This window comes from Streptomyces sp. Ru73 (assembly GCF_002920575.1).
Taxonomy (GTDB): domain Bacteria; phylum Actinomycetota; class Actinomycetes; order Streptomycetales; family Streptomycetaceae; genus Streptomyces.
The window spans coordinates 81047-107910 of sequence record NZ_PQSQ01000017.1; the positions used below are offsets into that span (position 1 = coordinate 81047).

The following is a 26864-nucleotide window of genomic DNA, read 5'->3' on the forward strand; positions in this document are numbered from 1 at the left end:
GTAACGGCCCGGTCATGGGCAGCTCGACGGTAAGACAATGGGGCCATGGGACGCGGCAAGCTTCGCATCTACCTCGGCGCGGCGCCGGGCGTCGGCAAGACGTACTCGATGCTCTCCGAGGCGCACCGGCGGCTGGAGCGCGGCACGGACGTCGTCGTCGCCTTCGTGGAGCACCACGACCGGCCGCGCACGGAGGTGCTGCTGCACGGCCTGGAGGAGCTGGGCCGCCGCGAGCTGAGCCACCGGGGCACCACCTTCACCGAAATGGACGTGGACGCCGTACTGGCCCGCCGGCCCGCCGTCGCGCTGGTCGACGAGCTGGCGCACACCAACGTGCCCGGCTCCCGCAACGCCAAGCGCTGGCAGGACGTCGAGGAGCTGCTCGAGGCCGGCATCGACGTGATCTCCACCGTCAACATCCAGCACCTGGAGTCACTCGGTGACGTGGTCGAGTCGATAACGGGCGTGCGGCAGCGCGAGACCGTCCCCGACGAGGTGGTCCGCCGCGCCGACCAGATCGAGCTTGTCGACATGTCGCCCCAGGCGCTGCGCCGCCGGATGGCGCACGGCAACATCTACGCGTCCGACAAGGTCGACGCCGCGCTCTCCAACTACTTCCGCCCCGGCAACCTCACCGCGCTGCGCGAGCTGGCGCTGCTGTGGGTGGCCGACCGGGTCGACGAGTACCTCCAGCAGTACCGCGCCGAGCACTCCATCCGCTCCACCTGGCAGGCCCGCGAGCGCATCGTCGTCGGCCTCACCGGCGGCCCCGAGGGCAAGACCCTGCTGCGGCGCGCGGCCCGGATGGCCGCCAAGGCCTCCGGCAGCGAGGTCATGGCCGTCTACATCGCGCGCAGCGACGGGCTCACCGGCGCCTCGCCCAAGGAGCTGGCCGTCCAGCGGACCCTGGTGGAGGACCTGGGCGGCAGCTTCCACCACGTCATCGGCGACGACGTGCCCAGCGCCCTGCTGGAGTTCGCGCGCGGGGTGAACGCCACCCAGATCGTGCTGGGCTCCAGCCGCCGCAAGACCTGGCAGTACGTCCTCGGGCCCGGGGTGGGGGCGACCGTCGCCCGCGACTCGGGGCCCGACCTGGACGTCCACATCGTCACGCACGACGAGGTCGCCAAGGGCCGCGGGCTGCCGGTCGCGCGCGGTGCCCGGCTCAGCCGCTCCCGGGTGCTGGCCGGCTGGCTCACCGGCGTCCTGGGCCCGGTCCTGCTGACGCTGCTGCTGTACAACATCGACAGCGGCCCCGGGCTCGCCAACGACGTGCTGCTCTTCCTCTTCCTGACCGTGGCGGCCGCGCTGCTCGGCGGGCTGGCGGCCGCGCTCGCCTCGGCGGCCGTCGGGTCGGTCCTGCTGAACTTCTACTTCACGCCGCCCACCCACAGCGTCACCATCGCCGACCCCGAGAACATCGTGGCCATCGCGATCTTCTTCGCGGTCGGGGTGGCCGTCGCCTCGGTGGTGGACCTGGCGGCCCGCCGTACGCACCAGGCGGCCCGGCTGCGCGCCGAGGCGGAGATCCTCTCCTTCCTGGCCGGCAGCGTGCTGCGCGGCGAGACCACGCTGGACGCCCTGCTGGAGCGGGTGCGCGAGACCTTCGCCATGGACGCCGTGGCCCTCCTGGAGCGCGGCAGCGACGTGGAGCCGTGGACCTGCGCGGGCAGCGTCGGCGAGGGCCGGGCGCCGCGCCGCCCCGAGGACGCGGACGTGGACATGCCCGTCAACGAGCACATGGCCCTCGCGCTCACCGGCCGCAAGCTGCCCGCAGAGGACCGCCGGGTGCTCGGCGCCTTCGCCGCCCAGGCCGCCGTCGTCCTGGACCGCCAGCGGCTGGTCGGTGAGGCCGAGCGGGCCCGTGAGCTGGCCGAGGGCAACCGCATCCGTACCGCGCTGCTCGCCGCCGTCAGCCACGACCTGCGCACGCCCCTCGCCGCCATCAAGGCCGCCGTCACCTCGCTCCGCTCCGACGACGTGTCCTGGTCCGAGGAGGACGAGGCCGAGCTGCTGGCCGGCATCGAGGACGGCGCCGACCGGCTGGACCACCTGGTCGGCAACCTCCTGGACATGTCCCGGCTGCAGACCGGCACGGTCACCCCGCTGATCCGCGACGCCGACCTGGACGAGGTCGTCCCGATGGCGCTCGGCGGCGTCCCCGAGGGCAGCGTCTGCCTGGACATCCCCGAGGAACTGCCGATCGTCGCCGTCGATCCGGGGCTGCTGGAGCGGTGCGTCGCGAACCTCGTCGAGAACGCCGTCAAGTACAGCCCGGACGGCGCGCCCGTCACGGTCGCCGCCAGCGCCCTCGGCGAGCGCGTGGAGGTACGCATCGTGGACCGCGGCCCCGGCGTCCCGGACTCCGCGAAGGACCGCATCTTCGAGCCGTTCCAGCGGTACGGCGACGCGCCGCGCGGCGCCGGCGTCGGCCTCGGGCTCGCCGTCGCCCGCGGCTTCGCCGAATCCATGGGCGGCACCCTCGCCGCCGAGGACACCCCAGGAGGCGGTCTGACCATGGTCCTCACCCTGCGCGCGGCGCCCGGCCACCCGCCGGTCGCCCCCGGCCTTCCCGCCCGGGCGACGACATGACCGCGCCCGCTCCCCGTACACCGACTGCGGCGGCCACCGGGCCGTCCGCGGGAAAGGCAGGCCCGATGACCCGGGTGCTCGTGGTCGACGACGAGCCGCAGATCGTCCGCGCCCTCGTGATCAACCTCAAGGCGCGCAAGTACGAGGTGGACGCCGCACCCGACGGCGCCACCGCGCTCCGGCTCGCCGCCGCCCGCCACCCCGACGTGATCGTCCTGGACCTCGGCCTGCCCGACATGGACGGCGTGGACGTGATCAGGGGCCTGCGCGGCTGGACGCGGGTGCCGGTCCTGGTGCTCTCCGCGCGGCAGACCTCCGACGAGAAGGTCGAGGCGCTGGACGCGGGCGCCGACGACTACGTCACCAAGCCGTTCGGCATGGACGAGCTGCTGGCCCGGCTGCGCGCCGCCGTGCGCCGCGCCGAGCCCACCGGGTCCGCCGACGCCGCCGTGCTGGTCGAGACGGACGGCTTCACCGTCGACCTGGCCGCCAAGAAGGTCAACCGCGGCGGCCGGGACGTGCGGCTCACCCCCACGGAGTGGCATCTGCTGGAGGTCCTGGTCCGCAACACCGGCCGCCTGGTCAGCCAGAAGCAGCTGCTCCAGGAGGTGTGGGGCCCCTCGTACGGCACCGAGTCCAACTACCTGCGGGTCTACATGGCCCAGCTGCGGCGCAAGCTGGAGAGCGATCCGTCGCACCCGCGGCACTTCGTCACCGAGCCGGGCATGGGCTACCGCTTCGAACAGTGATCCGTATCCGGCGCCGTCGGGCGCCGCACGCGCGCGATCCCGCCGCTCGGGCCGGTGATCCCGCCGGGAGACGGCCGGTACGCTGGCTGCATGAGTGCTGGGACCCGTTCCGAGAAGCCGGCCGGACGCTTCCGCCGGATGCTCGACAGGCTGTCCTCCTCCGAGGAGGAGCTGCAGTCCGCCGAGCTGCAGCAGGACACGCAGGACGTGGGCTGCACCCCCATCCGTGACTGCGGCGACCGCCAGATCGTCACGGTGACGGGTACGCTGCGGCACGTCACGCTGCGTCCCCGGGCCGGGGTGCCGGCGCTGGAGGCCGAGCTGTTCGACGGCTCGGCGGCGCTGGACGTGGTCTGGCTCGGCCGCCGCGCCATCACGGGCATCGAGCCGGGCCGTAAGCTCATCGCCTCCGGCCGGATCTCCATGAGCCACGGGCGCCGGGTGCTGTTCAATCCGAAGTACGAACTCCGACCGCTCGGACAGGAGTAGCCGGTGACGTCGTTCGAGAAGACGACCACGAGCCACGAGGACCAGCCCGCGGGCGACGCGACGGCGCCGTCCGGCCATCGCAGGGGGGCGCACGCCCCCGGCAAGGCATCGGCCGAGAAGGCGCTCCTCGAAGCGTTCGGCGGGGTCTGGGGCATGGTGGACACCACCGTGCCCGGCCTGGTCTTCGTCCTGATCTACACGATCAAGCGGGACATCCAGACCGCCGCGATCGTGGCCGTCGGCCTCTCGGTCGTCCTCGCGCTGGCCCGGCTCGCCCGCAAGCAGACCCTCAAGCACGCCTTCAGCGGCGTCTTCGGCGTGGCCTTCGGCGCGGTCTTCGCGATGATGTCCGGCGACGCCAAGAACTTCTATCTGCCCGGCATGCTCTACACGCTGGGGCTCGCGGTCGTCTACATCCTCTCGGCGCTCTTCCGGTTCCCGCTGATCGGCGTGCTGCTCGGCCCGATCCTGCGCGAGAACCTCTCCTGGCGCACCCGCAACCCCGGCCGCTTCCGCGCGTACACCAAGGCCACCTGGGCCTGGGGCATCATCCTGCTCGCCAAGTCCGCGATCCTCTTCCCGCTGTACTGGTGGGGCGACGCGACGCAGCTGGGCTGGGTGAAGGTCGCGCTCGGCATCCCGCCGTTCCTGCTCTGCGTCTACCTCACCTGGATCTTCCTGGCGAAGGCCCCGGCCCCGATCGACGTGATCGCGGAGATGGAGGCCGAGGAGAAGGCCAAGGAGGCCGAGCAGGCCAAGGCCGACGCGCCCGGCATGTGAGCACTCCGCGTACGGAGAAGGGCCCGGGACCACGACGGTCCCGGGCCCTTCCGTACGTCGGCGAGCGCCTACTCCGCGGGCTTCCGCATCGACAGCAGGTCCTCCAGCTGCTCCTCCCGCGCCTGTGCCGCGACGAACAGCAGCTCGTCACCGGCCTCCAGCGCGTCCTCCTTGTTCGGCGTGAGCACCCGCGTACCGCGGATGATCGTCACCAGGGAGGTGTCCTCGGGCCACTCCACGTCGCCCACCTGCGTGCCCGCCAGCGCCGCCTCCGGCGGCAGCGTCAGCTCGACGAGGTTGGCGTCGCCGTGGCTGAAGCGCAGCAGCCGTACCAGGTCGCCGACGCTCACCGCCTCTTCCACCAGCGCGGACATCAGGCGCGGCGTGGAGACCGCCACGTCGACGCCCCACGCCTCGTTGAAGAGCCACTCGTTCTTGGGGTTGTTGACGCGGGCGACCACCCGCGGCACGCCGTACTCGGTCTTGGCCAGCAGCGAGACGACGAGGTTGACCTTGTCGTCACCGGTCGCCGCGATGACGACGTTGCACCGCTGCAGCGCCGCCTCGTCCAGCGAGGTGATCTCGCAGGCGTCGGCCAGCAGCCACTCCGCCTGCGGCACCCGCTCCACCGAGATGGCGGTCGGCGCCTTGTCGATCAGCAGGATCTCGTGGCCGTTCTCCAGGAGCTCGCCCGCGATGGAACGCCCGACGGCTCCCGCACCAGCGATCGCGACCCTCATGCGCCTGCCTCCTCGGGGCCCTCGGCGAACGCCGCCTCGACCTTCTCCACGTCATCGGTGCGCATCATCACGTGCACCAGATCGCCTTCCTGCAGGACGGTCTGCGAGGTCGGCAGTATGGCCTCGCCCAGCCGGGTGAGGAACGCCACCCGCACGCCGGTCTCCTCCTGGAGCCGGCTGACCTTGTGGCCGACCCAGGAGGCGTCGGTGTGCACCTCGGCGAGCTGCACGCCGCCGCTGGGGTCCCGCCACAGCGGCTCGGCGCCCGAGGGCAGCAGCCGGCGCAGCATCTGGTCCGCGGTCCAGCGGACGGTCGCCACGGTCGGGATGCCCAGGCGCTGGTACACCTCGGCGCGGCGCGGGTCGTAGATGCGGGCCGCGACGTTCTCCACGCCGAACATCTCGCGGGCCACCCGGGCGGCGATGATGTTGGAGTTGTCGCCGCTGGAGACGGCGGCGAAGGCGCCGGCCTCCTCGATGCCCGCCTCGCGCAGCGTGTCCTGGTCGAAGCCGACGCCGGTCACCCGGCGGCCCCCGAAGGAGGAGCCCAGCCGCCGGAAGGCGGTCGGGTCCTGGTCGACCACGGCGATCGTGTGCCCCTGGTTCTCCAGGGTCTGTGCGAGCGCGGATCCGACCCGCCCGCAGCCCATGATGACGATGTGCATCGTCCCGCTTACCCCGCACTCCTCGTAGGCCAGCTGGCCTGCCTCAACACCCTGCTCACAACTTTCTTTCCGGCGCACCGGCCCGCCCGGGGCACCCGGCCCCGGCACCGCCCGGTCACGAGCTTATGCGGCAACGGGGCGGTTGCCCCCGCTGATGTGCGACACCACCGTAACGGGCACGCCGGGCGTCAGGATGCCTGCCCTTGGCCGGACGGCCCGACCCCTTCCCCGGGCCGCGGGTCCGGTGCCCCTGCCCGGCCCAGGCGGGTTCCCGCGGGGAAGAAGAAGCGCGCGGGGCGCACGGCGAGGGTGCCGACGGGCTCCGGGCGCCGCAGTTCCGGCAGCCGCGCCCCCCACTCCAGCACCTCGGCCCGGCCGGCCCCCAGCCGCCCCGCGACCCGTCCGGCGAGGTGGGTGCGGTCCGCGCCGATGCGCCCGAAGCAGGAGGCGGGGGCGTACGGCACGGGGACGCGCCACCCGGTACGCGTCCCCACGCGGAGGGCCGCGAGCGTTCCCGTGTCGTCGGCCACGCGCACGGTGTCCTCGCCCCAGGAGAAGCGGGCCGGCTCCTTCGGGATGCCCCACAGGCCCCGGCCGCCGCGCAGCGACGCCGCGGAGTCCACCCAGATGCCGTGGCAGTACAGGCCCACGTGCCGGCCGCGGCGGGCCGGGGAGCCGACCGCGAACTCGTCGTACCGGAGCGTCCCCGTCACGTACCGCACGAGCAGTACGGCGAGCAGGCGCCGGCTGCCGAGGGGCGCGAGGTCGGCGGGGAGCGGCAGCGGATCGCGCGCGGTGACGAGGGACAGCCACAGGGTGCCGCGGGCCCGCCAGGGCGGTGCGGGGTAACCGGGTTCCGGCGGCGTGCCGGTCGGATCGGTCATGCGGTACTCCTCGGTCCGGTCCGGAAGGGGCTGTCTTCGTGATCTTCGGAAGGCATCCTGTTCGATGTGTCTTCCCTGTCACCTGTGCCACAGCAGTCCCCGCCGATGCCGTCAGCGCCGCACATGGTGGTGTGCGGCGACGACTCACTGGCCCACCGGCTCGCCGTCGAGCTGCGCGAGGTCTACCGCGAACAGGTCACCCTCGTCGTCCCCTCCGTACGCGACCCGCGCGGCCCCCGCGTCCCCGAGCCGGCCCGCGGCGGCCTCGGCCGGGCGAGCGCGCTGTTCGGACGGATGACCGCTGCGGTGGGCCGGACGGGCACCGGCGACGGCGGCAGACCCGGCGACGGCACGGGCGGGCCGGACGCCGCGGACGAGGCCGGGCCGGTACGCGTCCTGCAGGCGGCGGAGCCGGACGACGAGACGCTCACCGCGGCGGGTGTGGAGGAGGCCGGCGCGCTGGCCCTGGTCTATGACGACGACGAGACCAACATCCACGCCGCGCTGCGCGCCCGCCGCATGAACCCCGCGCTGCGGCTGGTCATCCGCCTCTACAACCGCCGCCTCGGGCAGCACCTGGAGGAGCTGCTGGACCAGGCGGCCGCCGTCGTCTGGTCCGACACCTCCGACATCGACGCCTCCACCACCGTCCTCTCCGACGCCGACACGGTCGCGCCCGCGCTCACCGCCACCGCCGTGGCCGGCACCAGCAAGGTCATCGAGGTCGACGGGCTGCTGCTGCGGGCCGTGGAGCACACCCCGGGCGCGCAGCCCCCGCCGCGCGCCGACCGCAGCCTGGCCACCCTCGCCCTGCTGTCCCCCGCCGCCTCCGACGAGACCGCGCACGAGGGCGGGCCCGCGCCGGTGCCGCCGCCCGCCCGGTCCCGGCACGGCCGCGGCCACCGGCGCCCGGCCGAGGAGGACGAGGGGCCGACGCTGCTGCCCGACGAGGCCACGGCCGCGGCGGCCGCCGGCCGGGCCACGGTCGCGCTGGAGACCGTTTCCTACCGGGGGCGCCGGCCGCCTGCCCGCCGTCTCACCGGCCGCGGCGCGCCCCTCGGCTCGCTCTTCTCCCGGCGGCTGCGCTGGGCCGTCGCCGGCATCGTCGCCACCGTGCTGACGCTGGCCGTCCTCTCCACGCTGCTCACCGGCGCGCGGCCCGCGCACGCCGTCTACCTCTCGCTGCTGGACCTCTTCGCGATCAACGACCCCGCGCTCGACGAACCCATGGCCCGCAAGGTGCTGCAGCTGCTCTCCGGGGTCACCGGGCTGCTCCTGCTGCCCGTACTGGTCGCCGCGGCCCTCGAAGCGCTCGGCACCTTCCGCAACGCCGCCACGCTGCGCCGCCCGCCGCGCGGCCTCTCCGGGCACGTCGTCCTCCTCGGCCTCGGCAAGGTCGGCACCCGCGTCCTGGCCCGGCTGCGCGAGCTGGGCGTCCCCGTGGTCTGCGTGGAGGAGGACCCCGAGGCGCGCGGCATTCCGCTGGCCCGCCGGCTGCGGGTGCCGACCGTGCTGGGCGACGCCACCGAGGACGGCGTGCTGGAGGCGGCCGGCATCGCCCGCGCCCGTACCCTCCTCGCCCTGACCAGCGAGGACAGTACGAACCTGGAGGCGTCGCTGTACGCCAGGTCGGTCAAGCCGCAGCTGCGTGTGACGCTGCGGCTCTTCGACGACCGGTTCGCCACCGCCGTCTACCGCACCCTGCGCGCCGCCCACCCCACCGCCGTGACCCGCAGCCGCAGCGTCTCCTTCCTGGCGGCGCCCGCCTTCGCCGGCGCGATGATGGGCCGCCAGATACTGGGCGCCATCCCCGTGGAGCGCCGGCTGCTGCTCGTCGCGCACGTGGACGTGCGCGGCCAGCCCGAGCTGGTGGGCCGCAAGCCCGCCGACGTGTTCCGGGCCGGGCGGCTGCGGGTGGTGGCCGTGAACAGCGGCGCGTCCACCGATCCGGTCGAGGACCCGGAGACCATGGCGGCGCACGCGCAGCACTGGGAGCCCGCCCGGCTGGTCCGCGACCTGCCGCCCGACTACGTCCTGCGGCCCCAGGACCGGGTGGTCATCGCCGCCACCCGGGAGGGGCTGGGGGAGCTGCTGGGCCGCCGGCCGGGCCCCGCGGAGGACCGGCAGAGCGAGGGATCTGCCGGATCCCGGCAGGATTGATAGCGTCCCGATGTCCGGGAGTCGGCAATCAAGGCCCCGGAGCCGGCCCGCGGGAGCCGGCAGGCACGGTGGCAGGGAGCACGACCAGTGGAGCGCGCCGCAGCGGAACCGCACGACCTCGGTGAGTACGCCGACCTCCTCGACGAGGTCTCGCGGACCGGGCGGCTGCCCCGCCGCGAGGAGCTGGCGGCCCTGCGCGAGCTGGGGGAGCGGGCCGCCGAGGACGGCCTGGGGCTGCGCGAGCTGATCGGCCGCTATTTGGCGGAGACCCGCCGGCTGTGGGGCTCGCTGCCCGGTGTGGCGCGGGCGGCCGGCGCCGGGGAGCGGGCCCGTACCGGGGACGCGCTGCTCGCGGCCGTCGAGGCGGCGGTCGCCGCGCTCGGCGAGGGCCACGAGCGGGCCCAGCGGCTCGCGGTCCGGCAGGAGGAGGCGGCGCGCCGCGAATTCGTCGACGACCTGCTCTACGGGCGCAGCGACCTGGGCCGGCTGGCGGAGCGGGCCGAGCGCTTCGGGCTGCTGCTGGCCGGGGAGCACGCGGTGGCCGTCGCCGAGGGCCCGGAGCGCTTCGACGACCTGCACCCGGTGGCCCGGCGCGTGGAGCGGGAGCTGCTGAGCCGGTTCGGCGACCGTGATGTGCTGATCGCCACCAAGGGCGGGCGGCTGGTGTGCGTGGCGCCGGGCGGCCGGGACGGCACCCTGGACGCCTTCGCGCGGTACGCGCGTGCTTCGGGCCCCGGCGGGCGCGGCGCGGACCGGGTCGCGCTCGGCCGGCCGCACGCCGGCGCAGGCGGCGTCGTCACCTCGTACGAGGAGGCACTGGGCGCGCTGGAGCTGGCGACCCAGCTGGAGCTGTCCGACCCCGTACTGCACGCGGCCGACCTGCTGGTCTTCCCCGTCCTGCTGCGTGACCGGGCCGCCATGGCCGACCTCGTGCGCAGCGTGCTGGGGCCGCTGACCGAGGGGCGCGGCGGCGCGCGGCCGCTGCTGGAGACGATCTGGGCGTGCGCGGCGACCGCGTACGTGAACGCCGAGGCGGCCCGCCGGCTGCAGGTCAGCGTGCGCACCCTGTCCTACCGGCTGGCCCGCATCAAGGAGCTGACCGGCTACGACCCGGCCGACGGGCTGCAGCGCTACACGCTGGAGACGGCGGCGATGGGCGCGCGCGTGCTGGGCTGGCCGGAACGGCCGCTGTAGCCGCCCCGTCCGTCCGCCCCGCACCCGCCTTCCCGGGCCGTCCGGCGGGGGCCAAGCGAGGGTTGGCAGGCCATCAAAATCCCGTAAAGATTGCCGGGAACCGGCAATGTGCCGAGGCCGTGGCGAATGCCACCATCGGGGCGCACCGGCGGGTGCACGGCGGGCGGCACAGCGTCAGGGGTCTGGCCGCCCGCCGGGCCGCCCGCAGCGGATCGGATGTCTCCACCCTCCACGGGGGTGAGGGTGCGGACACCCCGCCCGGGGCAGGCAGTTCCGCCGTTCGAGGGGTGCGGAAGGGGTCCTTCCGAAGCCGTCCGGCACCGCGGGGACAACGGATTCCGCACCCCCCGGCGGGCCGCCCGCAAGGCCCTGCGGACCAGTCGGGCGGCATCCCCGGCAGTCCCTTCGCCCCCTCGGGTGGCGGGTGGGCGACGCCCTTGACGAAGGCTTAGCATCCTCTGCGTGTCCAAACTGACCGACGTGCCCAAACGCATCTTGATCGGGCGCGCACTGCGCAGCGACAAGCTGGGAGAGACGCTTCTCCCCAAGCGCATCGCACTCCCCGTCTTCGCCTCCGACCCGCTCTCCTCCGTGGCGTACGCGCCGGGGGAGGTGCTGCTCGTCCTGTCCGTGGCCGGCGTGTCCGCGTACCACTTCAGCCCGTGGATCGCGGTCGCCGTCGTGGTCCTGATGTTCACGGTCGTGGCGTCGTACCGGCAGAACGTGCACGCGTACCCCAGCGGCGGCGGTGACTACGAGGTGGCCACCACCAACCTCGGCCCCAAGGCGGGGCTCACCGTGGCCAGTGCGCTGTTGGTCGACTACGTCCTCACCGTCGCCGTCTCCATCGCCTCCGGAGTGGAGAACCTGGGCTCGGCGATCCCCTTCGTGGTCGAGCACAAGACGTTCTGCGCCATCGCCATGATCGTCCTGCTCACGCTGATGAACCTGCGGGGCGTGAAGGAGTCGGGCAAGCTCTTCGCCATCCCCACGTACATCTTCGTCCTCGGCGTCTTCGCCATGATCCTCTGGGGCGCCTTCCGCGGCCTGGTCCTCGGCGACACCATGAAGGCCCCCACGGCCGACTACACCATCCACGCCGAGCAGGGCGGCCTGGCCGGCTTCGCGCTGGTCTTCCTCCTGCTCCGCGCGTTCTCCTCCGGCTGTGCGGCGCTCACCGGCGTCGAGGCGATCTCCAACGGCGTGCCCGCCTTCCGCAAGCCCAAGTCCAGGAACGCCGCCACGACGCTGGCCCTCATGGGCGGCCTGGCCGTCACGATGTTCTGCGGAATCATCGTGCTGGCCATGACCACCGGCGTGAAGATGGCCGAGAAGCCGGCCACCGACCTGCTGCACAACGGACACCCGGTCGGCTCCGGCTACACCCAGAACCCGGTGATCTCGCAGGTCGCGGCCGCGGTCTTCGGCGACGGCACACTGCCCTTCATCATCCTGGCCGCCGCCACCGCACTGGTCCTCTTCCTCGCCGCGAACACCGCCTACAACGGCTTCCCGCTGCTCGGCTCGATCCTCGCGCAGGACCGCTACCTGCCGCGCCAGCTGCACACCCGCGGCGACCGGCTCGCGTTCTCCAACGGCATCGTGCTGCTCGCCGGTGCCGCCGCGATACTCGTCTACATCTACGGCGCCGACTCCACCCGGCTCATCCAGCTGTACATCGTCGGCGTCTTCGTCTCCTTCACGCTCAGCCAGATCGGCATGGTCCGGCACTGGAACCGCCACCTGACCACCGAGAAGGACCAGGCCAAGCGGCGCCGGATGCACCGCTCCCGGGCGATCAACGCCTTCGGCGCCACCTTCACCGGGCTGGTCCTGGTCGTCGTGCTGGTCACCAAGTTCAGCCACGGCGCCTGGGTCGCCCTGCTCGGCATGGTCATCTTCTACGTGACGATGACCGCCATCCGGAAGCACTACGACCGGGTGGCCGACGAGATCGCCGCGGCGGACTCGCCCGACGACGAGATCGCCCGCCCCTCCCGCGTGCACTCCATCGTCCTGGTCTCCAAGGTCCACAAGCCGACCCTGCGGGCCCTGAACTACGCCAAGCTGATGCGCTCCGACTCCCTCGAAGCGGTCAGCGTGGACGTCGACCCGGCCGACACCAAGGCGCTGCGCGCCGAGTGGGAGCGCCGCGGCATCGAGGTCCCGCTGAAGGTCCTGGCCTCCCCGTACCGGGAGATCACCCGCCCCTTCATCGAGTACGTGAAGTCGCTGCGCAAGGAGAGCCCGCGCGACGTCGTCTCGGTCTTCATCCCCGAGTACGTCGTCGGCCACTGGTACGAGCACCTGCTGCACAACCAGTCCGCGCTGCGCCTGAAGGGCCGGCTCCTCTTCACCCCGGGTGTGATGGTCACCTCAGTCCCCTGGCAGCTGGACTCCTCCGAGGCCGCCAAGGTCCGCGCCCGCAAGCGCGCCGAGTGGAACGCGCCCGGCTCGGTCCGCCGCGGCCCGGTCGCCCAGCCGAAGAAGGAGAAGGCGGCCACGAAGAAGTAGGGAGCACGCTCCCCGGTGGTCATGGGGGTGGTACGGCGGGACGTAGACTCGAAGGCTGTTGTCCCGCCGTACCACCCACGTTTTTTGGAGCTCGCCCGCCATGCAGACAGAACCGAGGAAGTCGCTGGTCGGCGAGGAGTACGAGGTCGAGGTCGGCCCCGTCGCGCACGGCGGCCACTGCATCGCCCGCACGGAAGCGGGCCAGGTCCTCTTCGTACGCCACGCCCTGCCCGGCGAGCGCGTGATCGCCAAGGTCACCGACGGCGAGGAGGGCGCCCGCTTCCTGCGCGCCGACGCGGTGCAGGTCCTCACCGCCTCCAAGGACCGGGTCGAGGCCCCGTGCCCGTTCGCCGGGCCCGGCCGCTGCGGCGGCTGTGACTGGCAGCACGCCAAGCCCGGCGCCCAGCGCCGCCTCAAGGGCGAGGTCATCGCCGAGCAGCTGCAGCGCCTGGCCGGCCTCACCCCCGAGGAGGCGGGCTGGGACGGCACGGTCGTGCCCGCGCCCGGCGACAAGGTGCCCGCCGGGGAGGTCCCGGCCTGGCGCACCCGCGTCCAGTACGCCATCGACGCCGAGGGCCGGGCCGGCCTGCGCAAGCACCGCTCGCACGAGGTCCAGCCCATCGACCACTGCATGATCGCCGCCCCCGGCGTCTCCGAGCTGGGCATCGAGAAGCGGGACTGGCCGCAGATCGCCACGGTCGAGGCCATCGCCGCGTCCGGCTCGCACGACCGCCAGGTCATCCTCACGCCGAAGCCCGGCGGCCGCCTGCCGATCGTCGAGCTGGACAAGCCCGTCTCCGTGATGCGCATCGGCGAGAAGGACAAGGCCGTCCACCGCGTGCACGGCCGCCCCTTCGTCCGCGAGCGCGCCGCCGACCGCACCTGGCGCGTCGGCAACGGCGGCTTCTGGCAGGTCCACCCGCAGGCCGCCGACATGCTGGTCGAGGCGGTCATGCGCGGCCTGATGCCCAAGAAGGGCGACATGGCGCTGGACCTCTACTGCGGCGTCGGCCTCTTCGCGGGCGCGCTCGCCGACCGGGTCGGCGAGAAGGGCGCCGTCCTCGGCATCGAGTCCGGCAAGCGCGCGGTGGAGGACGCCCGCCACAACCTCGCCGACGCCGACCGCGTCCGCATCGAGCACGGCAAGGTCGACCGGATCCTGCCCCGCACCGGCATCACCGACGTCGACCTCGTCGTCCTCGACCCGCCCCGCGCCGGCGCCGGCCGCGCCACGGTCGAGCACCTCGCCTCCCTCACCCCGCGCCGCATCGCCTACGTCGCCTGCGACCCGGCCGCGCTCGCCCGCGACCTGGCCTACTTCGCCGACGCCGGCTACGCCCCGAAGCGCCTCCAGGCCTTCGACCTCTTCCCGATGACCCACCACGTGGAGTGCGTGGCGATCCTGGTGCCGGCGGAGAAGAAGGGCTGAGCCTCAGCCGGGGACGGTGCGGAAGCGGAGCCGGTACTCCGTCGGGGTCGTGTCCAGGCGCCGGCGGAAGGCCCGGACCAGGGTGTCCGTCGTGCCGAACCCGCAGGCCGACACGATGCGTTCGAGGGTGTCGTCGGTGGACTCCAGCTGCTGACGCGCCCGTTCGACGCGGGCCGACTCGACGTACGCGCTCGGGGTCATGCCGAGTTCGGTCTTGAAGAGCCGGGTCAGGTGCCGCTCGCTGACGTGCGCGTACCCGGCCAGGTCCGCGACGGTGAGCCGTTCGTCCAGGTGGCGCAGGATGTGGTGGCGCAGGTCCTCGATGCGCCGGGTCGTGGAGACCGGTTCGAGGGGAACGCTGAACTGGCTCTGTCCGCTCGGCCGCTTCAGGTACATCACGAGCTGCCGGGCGACCCGCAGCGCGACGTCTTCGCCCAGGTCGTCGGCGACCAGGGCGAGCGAGAGGTCGAGGCAGGAGCTGATCCCCGCGCCGGTCCACACGTCGCCGTCCCGGATGAAGATCGGGTCGGGATCGACGTCGACGTCCGGGTGCTCGGCGGCGAGCTGCCGCGCCGTCGACCAGTGGGTGGTGGCGCGCTTGCCGTCCAGCAGCCCGGCGGCGGCGAGGAGATGCGCCCCCACGCAGACGGAGGCGACCCTCCGGGACCGCCCGGCGAGCGCCTTCACCCGGCCGACGACCGCGGGGTCGGCGAGGGCCCGCACCCGGCGCCGGCCGTCGGCCTCGACCGAGCCGGGCACCAGCAGCGTGTCGATGCGCTCCGTGGCCACCTCCTCGAAGGTGGCGTCGGGCAGCACCCGCACCCCCGCGGAGGTCGTGACGGGCTCCGGGGTCTCGGCGGCGAGGACGACGCGGTACCCCGTCGCCTCGTCCGTCTCGCGCCGCACCAGGGAGAACACCTCCGGTGGTCCGGTGACGTCGAGCAGGTCGACGCCCTCGAAGAGGACGATCACGATGAGTCGTTCGACGGCGGTCACCAGGTCTCCGCGGGGTCAGGGGCCGCCACCTCCCCGGCAGCGGCCATGTCCGGATCTGCGGGTGAGACGTCATTGTGGACACCCCCCCGTGGGCCATAGCTTTCCAGAGGCGGCTCCCGAACGGGCGAGCCGCGGAAACCGGCACCTGACCCTGGGGGACTGCCATGGCCACCACGACCCTGCGCGCGCTCAACGGCTTCGACGAGACGCCCGCTTCGCTCGCCGACGCGACCGTGATCCTGGTCGACTACCAGAACACCTACGTCGGCGGCGTGCTGGAGCTGGAGGGCTGGCGGGCCGCCCTCGACGCCGCCGCCGCCCTGCTGGCCAGAGCCCGGGCGGCCGGCGCGAGGATCGTGCACGTCATGCACGACGGCGGCCCCGGCACCCCGTACGACATCCGCGCGGAGATCGGCCGGATCCACCCGAGCGTGGCGCCGGCCGAGGGCGAGCCCGTCGTCGTCAAGCAGGCCCCCAACGCCTTCGTCGGCACCGACCTGGGCGAACACGTCGACGCCGCCGGGCACAAGGACGTCATCGTCATGGGCTTCATGACGCACATGTGCGTGACGTTCACGGCGGAGGGCGCCTTCCTGCGCGGCAACCGCCCCACGGTCGTCGCCGACGCCTGCGCCACCCGCCCCCTGCGGTCCGCGACGGGCGGCGACCTGACCGCGGCGCAGATGCACGACAGCGCCCTGGCCACCATCGCCGACCTCTACGGGGTGGTCGTCCCGTCGGGCGCTTCACTGACGTGAGCGTCGCGGGCCGCCGTCGCCCGCACCCCGGCCATCGGTGAGACTGGCCCCATGACCTCCCGCACCCCCGACGAACCGCCCGCTTCCGGCCCGCACGGCGGGGCCCCGTCCCTCGCGCAGGTGCTCGGCGTAGGCGGCATGGACCTCGTCGAGGTGGTGCGGGCGCCGCGGGGGACGGACGTGGCGGTGCGGGGGGTGGGGGTCTTCGACGCGGGGGAGACGCTGGAGGCCGCCGGGCAGGTGCTGGTCGCGGTGGGGGTCGACACCTCGTCGGCGGAGGCGGCCGGGGTGCTGCGGGCCGCGGCGCGGGCCGGGGCCGCCGCGCTGATCATGCGGCGCGGGGCCGAGGGGATCTCCGAGGGGCTGCTCGCGGCGGCCGGCGAGGCGGGGACCGCGCTGCTCGCGCGGGCGCCGTGGATCGAGTGGGGGGAGCTGATCGGGCTGCTGCGCGCGGCCCTCAGCCGGAGCGGGGCGAAGCCCGAGGCGGCCGTCGACGTGGCCCTCGGGGACCTGCCGGGGCTCGCGGTGGCGCTCGCGGCCCTGGTCGGGGGCGCGATCACCATCGAGGACCCGGACTCGAACGTCCTTGCGTACTCGCCGACCGCCGACACCGCCGATCCGCTGCGGCGGCTGACGATCCTGGGCCGCCGGGTGCCGCAGTGGCGGGTGGCCGAGCTGGCGGAGAGCGGGTTCCTCAGCACCCTGTGGGCCACGCCCGACGTGGTGCACCGGCCCGCCGACAGCCGGTTCCCCGAGCGGCTCGCCATCGCCGTACGGGCCGGGGACGAGATCCTGGGCTCCCTGTGGGCCGCCGCCGACGGGGAGCCGCTGCCGCCCGGCGCGCGCGACGCACTGCGCGCCGCCGCTGCCACCGCCGTACCGCACCTGCTGCACCACCGGCTGCGTTCCCGGTCCGCCGCGAGCCGCCGCAAGCAGGCGGTACGGGCCCTGCTCGAAGGCCGTACGGACGTACCGGCGGCGGCCGCGGCGCTGGAGGCCGATCCGCAGGTCCCGTGCGCGGTCCTCACCGTCACGGTGGCACCGCCCCCGCCGTCCCCCGACGCGCTCGACCGCGCCCTCCACCTCGCGTCCCTGCGCGCCGCCGCGCACCACACCCCGGCCTTCGCTCACCGCGACGGCGACCGGCTCGACGTCCTGCTCACCGACCCGGCACCCGGCGCCGCCCATCGCTTCGGAGGCGAGCTGGCCGCCGTGCTGCGCGGCAGCGGCGTACGGCCGCTGGTGGCCGTCGGGCCCGTCGGCCAGGGGCTGGGGGAGGCCGCCAGGTCCCGTACGGAGGCGGCCCTCGTCCTGCGTGTCCTGCGCGAACGGGGCACGCCGGAGGTCGCGGCGGCCGACGACGTGCGGCACGCGCTGGACGCGCTGCGGGTCGTCGACGCGGTGGCCGCGCTCAGCCCCTCGGCGACGGACGCGGTGCGGGAACTGCTCGCGTACGACGCGGAGCACGGCACGGACCTGCCGCGCACCGTCGCCGTGCACCTCGCCTTCTTCGGCGACGCGGCGGCGACCGCGCGGCACCTGGGCATCCACCCGAACACGCTGCGCTACCGGCTGCGGCGGGTGCGGGAGCTGTTCGGGCTGGACCTGGAGGACCCGGACGTCCGGCTGCTGACGGAGCTGGGGCTGCGGCGGGCCGGGCTCATTCCGCCGGGATGACCCGGGGTGAGCCGCCGAGCCCGCCGGGGCCGGTTGTGGGCATGCACCACGCGGTCGCGCTGCCGTAGTGCCGGGGCACTACGGCGTGCACGCCGCTGCCCGGGCGTTGTGCGCCCGGACAGCGCCCGGTGGCAGTACTTCGTGCTCCGGCACGCAGACACCGCCCCGCGCCGGCCTGCACAGTGACGGGGTCGGCTTCTGGCGTTCCGCATCGGCGACTTCCGCCGTCGCGCATCGGCTTCCGCCGTTCCGTATCGGCTTCCGCCGTTCCGTATCGGCGGCGGTTGCCGTCACGCATCGGTTTCCGCCGCTCGCAGCGGAGTACGCAGCCGTCACCCAGCCCCTACAGCCCCCAGAGAAGGCAGGACACCCCGATGGCAGACCCCGTGGCTCTCGATTCCGTCGCCCGCAGGGAAGCGGCCGTGCGCGCCGCCGTCGAGCAGGGGCTGGTCGGTCCGGACGCGCCCGTGCTCGGGCTGCTCGACGTGGCCGGGGTCCGGGACGCGGTGCGCGCGCTGCGGGAGGCGTTCGCCACCGAGGGCGGCGGGCCGGTCCTGCACACGTTCGCGGTGAAGGCGGCCTCGCTCGTGCCGGTCCTCGCGCTGCTGAACGAGGAGGGCGTGGGCGCGGAGGTGGCCAGCCCCGGAGAGCTGGAGCTGGCGCGTGCCGCGGGCGTGCCCGCCGCGCGCATCGTCTTCGACTCGCCCGCCAAGACGGTCGGCGAGCTGCGCGACGCCCTCGCGCACGGCATCGCCGTGAACGCCGACAACGCACAGGAGCTGGCCCGCATCGACGCGCTCGTGGCCGAGGCGGGTGAGGTGGCCTCGCCGCTCGGAATCCGAGTGAACCCGCAGGTCGGGACCGGTGCCATCGGCGCCATGAGCACCGCGACGGCCACCTCCAAGTTCGGCGTCGCGCTGCGCGACGAGGGCGCTGAGCAGTGGCTCCTCGACGCCTTCCGGACCCGCCCGTGGCTGACCCGGCTGCACACCCACACCGGCTCGCAGGGCGTCCCGCTGGAGCTGATGGCCGAGGCCGTACGGGTCGTGTACGAGCTGGCCGAGAAGATCAACGCGCAGGCGGGGCGGCAGCAGATCGACACGCTCGACATCGGCGGCGGGCTGCCGGTGAACTTCGCGTCGGACGAGGTCACGCCGGACTTCGCGGAGTACGCGGCGCTGCTGCGGAAGACCGTGCCGGGGCTGTTCGACGGGCGCTACGCGCTGGTCACCGAGTTCGGCCGCTCGCTGTTGGCCAAGCAGGGGCTGATCGCCGCGCACGTGGAGTACACCAAGACCTCCGGCGGCCGGCGCATCGCCGTCACGCACGCCGGCGCGCAGGTCGCGACCCGTACCGTCTTCGTGCCCGAGTCCTGGCCGCTGCGGGTCGGCGCGTTCGACCCGCAGGGCCGCCCCAAGACGGCGCCGGAGCTGGTGCAGGACGTGGCGGGGCCGTGCTGCTTCGCGGGTGACCTGGTGGCACGCGGGCGCGAGCTGCCGGAGCTGGCGCCGGGCGATCTGGTCGCGCTGTACGACACGGGCGCGTACTACTTCTCGACCCACTTCCAGTACAACAGCCTGCCCCGCCCGGCCGTCGTCGGGTACGTCGTGGACGAGGCGGGCGCGGTGACGTTCGCGCAGGTCAGGCCCGCCCAGACGGTGGCGGAGGTGCTGGCGGAGAGCGGCGCCGGACAGCCGGCGGCGCTGACGGGGCTGCGGCCGGCAGGTGCTCGGGCGCGGTAGCTACCCGCCAGTTAATTGTTGCCCGAGCAAACGGTTTAGGGTGGCTCGGTCACCGAATCGACATTCCGGCCCCGGTTCCCGGGGCCGGTCCACTTCTACAGGTACGCCGCGCCGTATGCGCGCACCCGCGCACGCCCGGAAACGGGCGGTGCGCGGCGTACCGCCCTGCACGGAGAACCATGGAGCACACAGCAGAAGCGGAGCAGGCGGCACCGCCCGCGCCGGCCACCGGGGGAGCGGCCCCCGGAGGCCCGGTCCGCGAGGGCGGCTACGCCGCGGGCCTGCGCAACCGCCAGGTCCAGATGATCGCGGTCGGCGGCGCCATCGGCACCGGCCTCTTCCTCGGCGCGGGTGAGCGGCTGCACGCGGCGGGCCCGATCCTCGTGGTGGTCTTCGCGGTCACGGGCCTGTTCGCCTTCTTCATCGCCCGCGCCATGGGCGAGCTGGTCATGCACCGCCCGACCTCCGGCTCGTTCGTCTCGTACTCGCGTGAGTTCCTCGGCGAGAAGGCGGCGTACACGGCCGGCTGGGTCTACTTCCTGCACTGGGTGTGCAGCGGCATCGCGGAGATCACCGCGGTCGCCATGTACCTGCACTACTGGGCCCTCTTCCGCGACATCCCGCAGTGGACGCTGGCGCTCTTCGCGCTGCTCGTGGTGCTCACCGCCAACCTCATCTCGGTGCGCTGGTTCGGTGAGTTCGAGTTCTGGTTCGCGATCATCAAGGTCGCCGCGATCATCGCGTTCCTCGCCATCGGCTGCTGGCTGCTCGCCGGCCGGCACCCCGTCGACGGCCACAGCACGGGCCCGCAGCTGATCGCGGACAACGGCGGCATGATGCCCAACGGCCTGCTCGCCTCCGTCGTCCTCATCCAGGGCGTCGTCTTCGCGTACGCGGCGATCGAGATGGTCGGCATCGCGGCCGGCGAGACCGAGCACCCGCGCAAGGTCATCCCGCGCGCCATCAACTCCGTCTCCTGGCGCATCGTCGTCTTCTACGTCGGCACCGTGCTGCTCCTCGTCCTCCTGCTGCCGTGGAGCGCGTACAAGGCGGGCGAGTCCCCGTTCGTCACCCTGCTCGGCAAGCTGGGGGTGCCCGGCGTCAGCGGGGTCATGAACTTCGTGATCCTCACGGCCGCCCTCTCCAGCTGCAACTCGGGCCTGTACTCGACGGGCCGCGTGCTGCGCTCCATGGGCCTGGCCGGCTCGGCGCCGAAGTTCACCACGCTGATGAACAAGCGCGGCGTGCCGTACGGCGGCATCCTGCTCACCGCCTCCTGCTACATCCTCGGCATCGTCCTCAACTACGTCGTACCGGAGCGGGCCTTCGCGATCGTGCTGAACTTCTCGGCGATCACGATGATCGGCACCTGGGTGATGATCATGATCTGCCAGATGGTGCTCCGTCACAGGGCCGCCCGCGGCGAGGTCGAACAACCCGCCTTCCGCCTCCCCGGCGCCCCCTTCACCTCCTGGCTCACCCTCGCCTTCCTGGCCGCCGTAGTCGTCCTCATGTGCGTAGCCGGCGGCGACGCCGCCTGGTCCGTGGCCTGCGTCCCCCTGATCGTCGCCGCACTGGTCGGCGGCTGGTTCCTGGTCCGGGGCAAGGTGTCGGACGAGTCGCAGCGACGGTAGGACCGTCGCGCCGGGCCAGGCAGCCGGGTCCGGTCGTCGGCGCCGGTCGGGCACCGGTTCCGGCCGTCGGCTTCGGTAGGTTGGTGGGATGAACATCCTTGCCCTGTGCGGCAGTTTGCGTGAGCGGTCGTTGAACGGGGCGGTGTTGCGGACGGCGGCCGAGCTGTGTGCTCCCGGCGCGGTCCGCCGGGAGCCGGGGCTCGACCGGCTGCCGTTCTTCCGGCAGGACGTGGAGGAGTCGGGCGTGCTGCCGCCGGAGGTCGAGGAGTTCCGGGAGCGGGCGGGGGCCGCGCAGGGGGTGCTGATCGCGACGCCGGAGTACGCGCGCGGCACCTCCGGCGTCCTCAAGAACGCCCTGGAGTGGCTGGTCGGCGGCGGCCGGCTGTACGCCAAGCCGGTGGCGGTGGTCAGCGCGTCGCCCTCGGCTCTGGGTGGCGACCGCGCCCAGGCGTGGGTCCGCGAAACCCTCACGATGATGGGCGCCGACGTCCTCCCCGACGGCCTCCTCATTCCCCAGGCCACCGCAAAGATCACCGACGGCCGCCTCACGGACGAACCGACGCTGAAGGAACTGGACGCACTGCTCCAGCGGCTGCTCGCCGCGGCTCTGACGAAGTAGTCCTCGACGTCGGGGGCGTGCACGCCGGCGTGGACGCTGGGTGAGCCGGTCCGGCGCCCTGGGGGAGACAGGCGTCCGGCGCGCGGCTGAAAAAAGGGGCTTTGGGTGGCGCGAATGGCGCGTTAGTGGCGTGTTAGTGGGTCATCAGTGGGACCCGGCAAGGTGAAGGGTGCGGGACGACGAGTGCCCCGCGCCGAACCGACGAGGAGATGGATTCCCATGTCGCACCAGACCGGTCTCCGCCGCGGCCGCAGGGCCGCCACCGCCACGCTGATCGCCGCTGCCGCCGCGGTCGCGCTCACCGCTTGCGACGCCGGGGCCGGTACGCAGGGCGCCGGGTCCGGGTCCGGGGCGGGCTCGTCGGCGTCGTCGGCCGCCCCGTCGTCCGCCGGCTCCTCCGCCGGGGCCGAGAACGGCGGCAACGGTGGCAGCGGCGGGCAGGATGCTTCGCAGAGCGCTTCGCAGGGCGCCACGCAGGGCACCTCCAAGGCCCCGGCCGGCGCGGGCGGCGCGACCGTCGCGCAGACCGCCTCGGCGCGTACCGCGGCCTCCGCGTCCAGCGACACCTCCGCCAACCGGTGCACCGCCGATGAGCTGGGGCTCCGCCTGGGCCGCGAGGACGTGGGCGCGGGCAACATCCACATCCCGCTGGTCTTCACCAACAAGGGCAAGTCCGCCTGCACGCTCACCGGCTTCCCCGGCGTCTCGCTGATCCAGCGCGACGGCCAGATGATCGGGAAGCCCGCCACCCGCGAGGGCGCGGCCGGCAAGCCGGTCACGCTGAAGCCGGGCGGCAGCGCGTACGCCGTGCTGCACACCATCCAGGACGGCCTGAAGGACACCCCGTGCTGGAAGAGCCCGTACCTGCTCCAGACCTACCCGCCCGGTTCCAAGGAGGCGATGACCCTCCGTACGTCCAGCCCCCGCGTGTGCGGCGGCGAGTTCACCGTGACGGCGCTGGAGCCGGGCACCGGCCTGTGAAGCGCCCCGGCGGTACGCCGAGGACGCGCTTGAAGTGCCGGGTGAGGTGCGGCTGGTCGTGGAAGCCGGCGGCCACGGCGGCGTCCCGCGGCGCCATCCCGTCGAGCAGCAGCCGCCGGGCGGCGTCGACGCGGCGCGCGGTGAGGTACTGGTGCGGGCTGATCGCGAACTCCCGGCTGAACGCCCGTACCAGGTGCGCCGGATGGGCGTGCAGCAGCCCGGACGCCTCCCGCAGGGTCAGCCCCTCGGCGAGCCGCGCGTCGAGCAGGTCACGCAGCGCGTGCGCGAGGCCCGGGGCCGCGGCCGGCGCGGCCGGCCCGCCGCGCCGCTCCAGGTGGCGCCGCAGCCGCTCGGCGATGAACGCGAGCCGGCTCTCGGACTCCAGCTCCTCGCCGGGCAGGACGAGGGCGTCGTGCAGCCGGTGGATCCGGTCGCGCAGCGCCGCGTCCGCCAGTACGGGCGCGTCGACCGCGAGTCCGATGTACTCCTCGCCCAGGCCCGCCGCCTCGGGATCGAGGTAGAGCACGCGTTTGCGGAAGCCGTCCGGCGTGATCGGCGAGCCGTTGTGCGGTACGTGCGGGGGCAGCAGCGTGACCCCGGTGCGCAGGGCGCCGTGCTCGTGCCGGTCCAGGTCGTAGCGGACCATGCCGTCGTCCACGATGAGCAGCGTCCACGCGCCGTGCGTGTGCAGCGGATACGCGTGCCCCGTGAGGTGTGCGTGGTAGACCTCGGCGATGCCGGCCACCGCCGGGCGCCAGGCCCTGACCTGTGGCTGCGGACGGCGGACCATGCAAAGAACGTACAAGACCGGGCCCGGGGCGGGTCGGAACAATCCACGATATGGAAACGCCGAACCCCGTTGAGCACCCCGCACCCGCCTCCGCCTCCGCACCCGTCCGCTTCGACACCAAGATCGCCGTACTGCTCCGCGCGGACCTGGAGACCTGGCAGCGGCTGAACGTCACCGCCTTCCTGGTCAGCGGCCTCGGTACGGAGGTGCCCGAGGTGATCGGGGAGCCGTACGCGGACGCCGACGGCAGCGACTACCTGCCGATGTTCCGCCAGCCCGTGCTGGTCTTCGAGGGCACCAAGGAGGCGCTGACCGCCTCGCACGGGCGCGCCCTCAGCCGTGGCGTCGCCCTCTCGGTGTTCACCTCCGACCTCTTCGCGACCGGCAACGACCGGGACAACCGGGCCGCGGTACGGGCCGTCGGCCGGGACCAGCTGGATCTGGTGGGGCTGGCCGTGTACGGCCCGAAGAACGCCGTCGACAAGATCGTCAAGGGTGCGCGCATGCACCCGTGACACCTGTCCGCCGGAAGCCGTCACGGCGCCGGCAGCGTGCCGCCGATGCGCAGGGTCAGCTCCCGCGCCGTGCGGGCGACCTGCTCGGCGATGGCCGCCTGCTGCTCCGCCGTGACCTCCACGGCCGGGTAGGTCACCGCCACCCCGGCGACCGGGTGCGCGCTGTGGTCGAGCACCGGCGCGGCGACCGAGGAGAACCCCGGGGTGACCTCCCCTTCCTCCGTCGCGTGCCCGCGCCGCCGCACCTCCACCAGCAGGTGCCGCAGCGCGGAGAGCGAGCCGGGGCCGTGCCCGTGCCGGACGACGAAGGCCGAGGCGTCGGGGAAGAGGGCGCGCACCTGGGCGTGCGGCAGCCGCGCCAGCATGGCCCGGCCGCTGGCCGTCAGGTGCGCGGGCAGCCGTACGCCGACCTCCGTGACCAGCGGCGCCCGCCCCGGTGCCCGCTCCTCGATGACGTAGATGACCTCCCGGCCGTGCAGCACCGCGAGGTGCGCGCTGTGCCCCGTGCGGTCGACGAGCGCGGTGAGCGGCGCCCGGGCCAGCCGCTGGAAGGGCGCCTGGCGGCTGTAGCCGGAGGCCAGCTCGAAGGCGCTGACGCCGAGGCCGTACCGCCGCTCGTCCGGCAGGTGCACCACGAAGCCGTCCCGCGCGAGCGTGTCGAGGAGGTGGTACGTCGTGGAGCGGGGGAGCCCCACGTCCCGGCTGATCGCGGCGGCGGGAACCGGCCCGAGCTGGCCGGCGAGGTACCGCAGGATCGCCAGGACCTGGGCGGCTGCGGGGACGATTGCCATGAGGTCGAGATTAACCGTCGCCGGGGAGCCGTCCGGTGGCCCGGTGCCGCGCCGCCGTGGCCGCTCGCGCAGGCCCCGCGCCCCTGGCGGGGCCGCTCACCGTGCGGGTCCGGCTGCTGTGCGTATGTCTGGGATACCAGACACAATGCTTCCGAAGAGCCTGGAACAGGCGGTCTGACCTGGTGCTTCATTGAGGCATGTCACCTGTTGTTGTTATTGACGTCGGTGCGCTGTCCGCCGCCGACGTCGTGGCCGTCGCGCGCCACGACGCCCCCGTCGAGCTCTCCCCCGCCGCCCAGGAGGAGATCACCCGCAGCCGCAAGGTCATCGAGGCCCTGGCCGACGACGTCACCCCGCACTACGGCGTCTCCACCGGTTTCGGCGCCCTGGCCACCCGGCACATCCCCACCGAACTCCGCGCCCAGCTCCAGCGCAGCCTGGTCCGCTCGCACGCCGCCGGCTCCGGCCCCGAGGTCGAGCGCGAGGTGATCCGGGCGCTCATGCTGCTGCGCCTGTCCACCCTCGCCACCGGCCGTACCGGCGTCCGCCTGGAGACCGCCGAGGCGTACGCTGCCCTGCTCAACGCGGGCATCACCCCGGTCGTCCGCGAGTACGGCTCGCTCGGCTGCTCCGGCGACCTCGCCCCGCTGGCCCACTGCGCGCTCGCCGTCATGGGCGAAGGCGAGGTCCGGGACGCCGACGGCGTACTGCGCCCGGCCGCCGAGGCGCTCGCCGCCGCCGGCATCGAGCCGGTCACGCTGCACGAGAAGGAGGGCCTGGCCCTCATCAACGGCACCGACGGCATGCTCGGCACGCTCGTCCTCGCCTGCCACGACCTGCGGATGCTGCTGGCCACCGCCGACATCAGCGCGGCCATGAGCGTCGAGGGCCAGCTCGGCACGGACCGGGTGTTCGCCGCCGACCTCCAGGCCCTGCGCCCGCACCCCGGCCAGGCCGACAGCGCCGCCAACCTGCGTGCCGTGCTCGACGGCTCGGCGATCGTCGCCAGCCACCGCGGCCCGGAGTGCACCCGCGTCCAGGACGCGTACTCGCTGCGCTGCTCGCCGCAGGTCCACGGCACGGCCCGGGACACCCTCGGCCACGCCGAACTGGTGGCCTCCCGCGAGCTGGCCGCCGCCGTCGACAACCCCGTCGTCACCGTCGACGGCCGGGTCGAGTCCAACGGCAACTTCCACGGCGCGCCCGTCGCCGCCGTCCTGGACTTCCTCGCCATCTCCGTCGCCGACGTGGCCTCCATCGCGGAGCGCCGTACGGACCGCTTCCTGGACGTGGCACGCAACCACGGCCTCAACGCGTTCCTGGCGGACGACCCGGGCGTGGACTCCGGCCACATGATCGCCCAGTACACGCAGGCCGCGATCGTGTCCGAGCTGAAGCGGCTCGCCGCGCCCGCCTCCGTGGACTCCATCCCCTCCTCCGCCATGCAGGAGGACCACGTCTCCATGGGCTGGGCCGCCGCGCGCAAGCTGCGCAAGGCCATCGACGGGCTCACCCGCGTCGTCGCGGTCGAACTCCTCACCGCGGCCCGCGCGTTGGACCTGCGTGCCCCGCTCGACCCCGCCCCGGCCACCGCGGCGGTCGTCGCCGGCCTCCGCACCGACGTCCAGGGCCCCGGCACCGACCGCTACCTGGCCCCCGAGATCGAGGCCGCCGTGCAGTACGTCGCCACCGGCGGGGCCCTGCGCGCCGCCGAGTCGGTCACCGGCACGCTCCGCTGACCCGCCCTCCGCTCTTTCCGAAAGGACACACACATGACAGGCCCCCGCCCCGTCCGTGCCGCGCGCGGCACCGACCTCTCCGCTCTGGGCTGGCAGCAGGAAGCCGCCCTCCGGATGCTGCAGAACAACCTGGATCCGGAGGTGGCCGAGCATCCGGACAAGCTGGTTGTCTACGGCGGTACCGGCAAGGCGGCGCGTGACTGGCGTTCGTTCGATGCGATGCAGCGGACGCTGCGGTCGCTGAAGCAGGACGAGACGATGCTGGTGCAGTCGGGTCGTCCGGTGGGGGTGATGCAGACCCATGAGTGGGCGCCGCGGGTGCTGATCGCCAACTCCAATCTGGTGGGGGACTGGGCGAACTGGGAGGAGTTCCGGCGGCTGGAGCAGCTGGGGCTGACGATGTACGGCCAGATGACGGCCGGCTCC

Annotated in this window: 22 protein-coding genes and 1 pseudogene; 17 read left to right on the plus strand and 6 right to left on the minus strand. The window is 73.7% G+C overall.

The annotated features are described in order from the left end of the window. Positions 1–45 precede the first annotated feature (45 nt). The 4 genes from C3486_RS10970 to C3486_RS10985 all read left to right on the plus strand — a co-directional run bounded on the left by C3486_RS10970 (position 46) and on the right by C3486_RS10985 (position 4610). A complete protein-coding gene (locus tag C3486_RS10970) occupies positions 46–2592 on the plus strand; it encodes an ATP-binding protein (protein WP_103832432.1) in 2547 nt (848 codons plus the stop codon). Between the two features lie 65 nt (positions 2593–2657). Beyond that, a complete protein-coding gene (locus tag C3486_RS10975; protein WP_103832433.1) occupies positions 2658–3341 on the plus strand; it encodes a response regulator in 684 nt (227 codons plus the stop codon). Positions 3342–3431: 90 nt separating this feature from the next. After that, positions 3432–3830 (plus strand): OB-fold nucleic acid binding domain-containing protein, encoded by a 399-nt coding sequence (locus C3486_RS10980; protein WP_103832434.1) that lies wholly within the window; start codon positions 3432–3434, stop codon positions 3828–3830. A gap of 3 nt (positions 3831–3833) precedes the next feature. Beyond that, the gene (locus C3486_RS10985; RefSeq protein ID WP_103832435.1) at positions 3834–4610 is read left to right on the plus strand and encodes a DUF3159 domain-containing protein; all 777 of its coding nucleotides are present in this window, start codon (positions 3834–3836) and stop codon (positions 4608–4610) included. Positions 4611–4678: 68 nt separating this feature from the next. Here C3486_RS10985 and C3486_RS10990 read toward each other — a convergent pair whose 3' ends face one another. From C3486_RS10990 to C3486_RS11000, 3 genes are all read right to left on the minus strand, one after another. Then, a complete protein-coding gene (locus C3486_RS10990; protein ID WP_103832436.1) occupies positions 4679–5350 on the minus strand; it encodes a TrkA family potassium uptake protein in 672 nt (223 codons plus the stop codon). Then, positions 5347–6015, minus strand: a complete 669-nt coding sequence (locus C3486_RS10995; RefSeq protein ID WP_103832437.1) for a TrkA family potassium uptake protein — start codon at positions 6013–6015, stop codon at positions 5347–5349. The genes C3486_RS10990 and C3486_RS10995 overlap by 4 nt, the downstream gene beginning before the upstream one ends. 188 nt (positions 6016–6203) lie before the next feature. After that, positions 6204–6899, minus strand: coding sequence for an acetoacetate decarboxylase family protein (locus C3486_RS11000; RefSeq protein WP_103832438.1), 696 nt, complete (start codon positions 6897–6899; stop codon positions 6204–6206). A gap of 123 nt (positions 6900–7022) precedes the next feature. On the opposite strand from C3486_RS11000, the gene C3486_RS11005 reads away from it, so the two are divergent. The 4 genes from C3486_RS11005 to C3486_RS11020 all read left to right on the plus strand — a co-directional run bounded on the left by C3486_RS11005 (position 7023) and on the right by C3486_RS11020 (position 14196). After that, positions 7023–9059: an NAD-binding protein gene (locus C3486_RS11005; RefSeq protein WP_103832439.1), complete on the plus strand. Its 2037-nt coding sequence runs from the start codon at positions 7023–7025 to the stop codon at positions 9057–9059. A gap of 87 nt (positions 9060–9146) precedes the next feature. Next, positions 9147–10253, plus strand: coding sequence for a CdaR family transcriptional regulator (locus C3486_RS11010; protein ID WP_103832440.1), 1107 nt, complete (start codon positions 9147–9149; stop codon positions 10251–10253). A 462-nt stretch (positions 10254–10715) separates the two neighbouring features. Next, entirely contained in the window at positions 10716–12767 is a 2052-nt protein-coding gene (locus tag C3486_RS11015; RefSeq protein ID WP_103832441.1) for an APC family permease, read from the plus strand. Between the two features lie 100 nt (positions 12768–12867). Continuing rightward, positions 12868–14196 carry a class I SAM-dependent RNA methyltransferase gene (locus tag C3486_RS11020; protein ID WP_103832442.1) on the plus strand — a complete coding sequence of 443 codons (1329 nt, stop codon included), beginning with the start codon at positions 12868–12870 and terminating at the stop codon, positions 14194–14196. A 3-nt stretch (positions 14197–14199) separates the two neighbouring features. Here the strand turns inward: C3486_RS11020 and C3486_RS11025 are convergent, their stop codons facing one another. Then, entirely contained in the window at positions 14200–15192 is a 993-nt protein-coding gene (locus C3486_RS11025) for a GlxA family transcriptional regulator (protein ID WP_103832443.1), read from the minus strand. 164 nt (positions 15193–15356) lie between these two features. Here C3486_RS11025 and C3486_RS11030 point away from each other — a divergent pair, with 164 nt between their 5' ends. The 6 genes from C3486_RS11030 (at position 15357) to C3486_RS11055 (ending at position 22603) form a co-directional block, all read left to right on the plus strand. Continuing rightward, entirely contained in the window at positions 15357–15950 is a 594-nt protein-coding gene (locus C3486_RS11030; RefSeq protein ID WP_103832444.1) for an isochorismatase family protein, read from the plus strand. 51 nt (positions 15951–16001) lie between these two features. Continuing rightward, entirely contained in the window at positions 16002–17627 is a 1626-nt protein-coding gene (locus C3486_RS11035; RefSeq protein WP_103832445.1) for a CdaR family transcriptional regulator, read from the plus strand. 374 nt (positions 17628–18001) lie between these two features. After that, complete coding sequence (locus tag C3486_RS11040; RefSeq protein ID WP_374936850.1) at positions 18002–19369, plus strand: diaminopimelate decarboxylase; 1368 nt, start codon at positions 18002–18004, stop codon at positions 19367–19369. 179 nt (positions 19370–19548) lie between these two features. Beyond that, positions 19549–21003 (plus strand): amino acid permease, encoded by a 1455-nt coding sequence (locus tag C3486_RS11045; protein ID WP_103832446.1) that lies wholly within the window; start codon positions 19549–19551, stop codon positions 21001–21003. A gap of 88 nt (positions 21004–21091) precedes the next feature. Next, positions 21092–21622 carry an NADPH-dependent FMN reductase gene (locus C3486_RS11050; protein ID WP_103832447.1) on the plus strand — a complete coding sequence of 177 codons (531 nt, stop codon included), beginning with the start codon at positions 21092–21094 and terminating at the stop codon, positions 21620–21622. Between the two features lie 219 nt (positions 21623–21841). Continuing rightward, entirely contained in the window at positions 21842–22603 is a 762-nt protein-coding gene (locus C3486_RS11055; protein ID WP_258052703.1) for a DUF4232 domain-containing protein, read from the plus strand. On the opposite strand, the gene C3486_RS11060 is transcribed toward C3486_RS11055, so the two are convergent. After that, positions 22566–23393 (minus strand): AraC family transcriptional regulator, encoded by an 828-nt coding sequence (locus C3486_RS11060; RefSeq protein WP_103832448.1) that lies wholly within the window; start codon positions 23391–23393, stop codon positions 22566–22568. The two genes, C3486_RS11055 and C3486_RS11060, sit on opposite strands and share 38 nt — an antisense overlap. Positions 23394–23443: 50 nt before the next feature. Here C3486_RS11060 and C3486_RS11065 point away from each other — a divergent pair, with 50 nt between their 5' ends. Continuing rightward, the gene (locus C3486_RS11065) at positions 23444–23908 is read left to right on the plus strand and encodes a DUF2000 domain-containing protein (RefSeq protein WP_103832449.1); all 465 of its coding nucleotides are present in this window, start codon (positions 23444–23446) and stop codon (positions 23906–23908) included. A gap of 20 nt (positions 23909–23928) precedes the next feature. Here C3486_RS11065 and C3486_RS11070 read toward each other — a convergent pair whose 3' ends face one another. Next, positions 23929–24699 (minus strand): IclR family transcriptional regulator, encoded by a 771-nt coding sequence (locus C3486_RS11070; RefSeq protein ID WP_103832450.1) that lies wholly within the window; start codon positions 24697–24699, stop codon positions 23929–23931. A 197-nt stretch (positions 24700–24896) separates the two neighbouring features. Here C3486_RS11070 and hutH point away from each other — a divergent pair, with 197 nt between their 5' ends. Further along, a complete protein-coding gene (gene hutH / locus C3486_RS11075) occupies positions 24897–26438 on the plus strand; it encodes a histidine ammonia-lyase (protein WP_103832451.1) in 1542 nt (513 codons plus the stop codon). A 33-nt stretch (positions 26439–26471) separates the two neighbouring features. Beyond that, positions 26472–26864: pseudogene (locus tag C3486_RS11080) on the plus strand (urocanate hydratase); the annotation flags it as partial.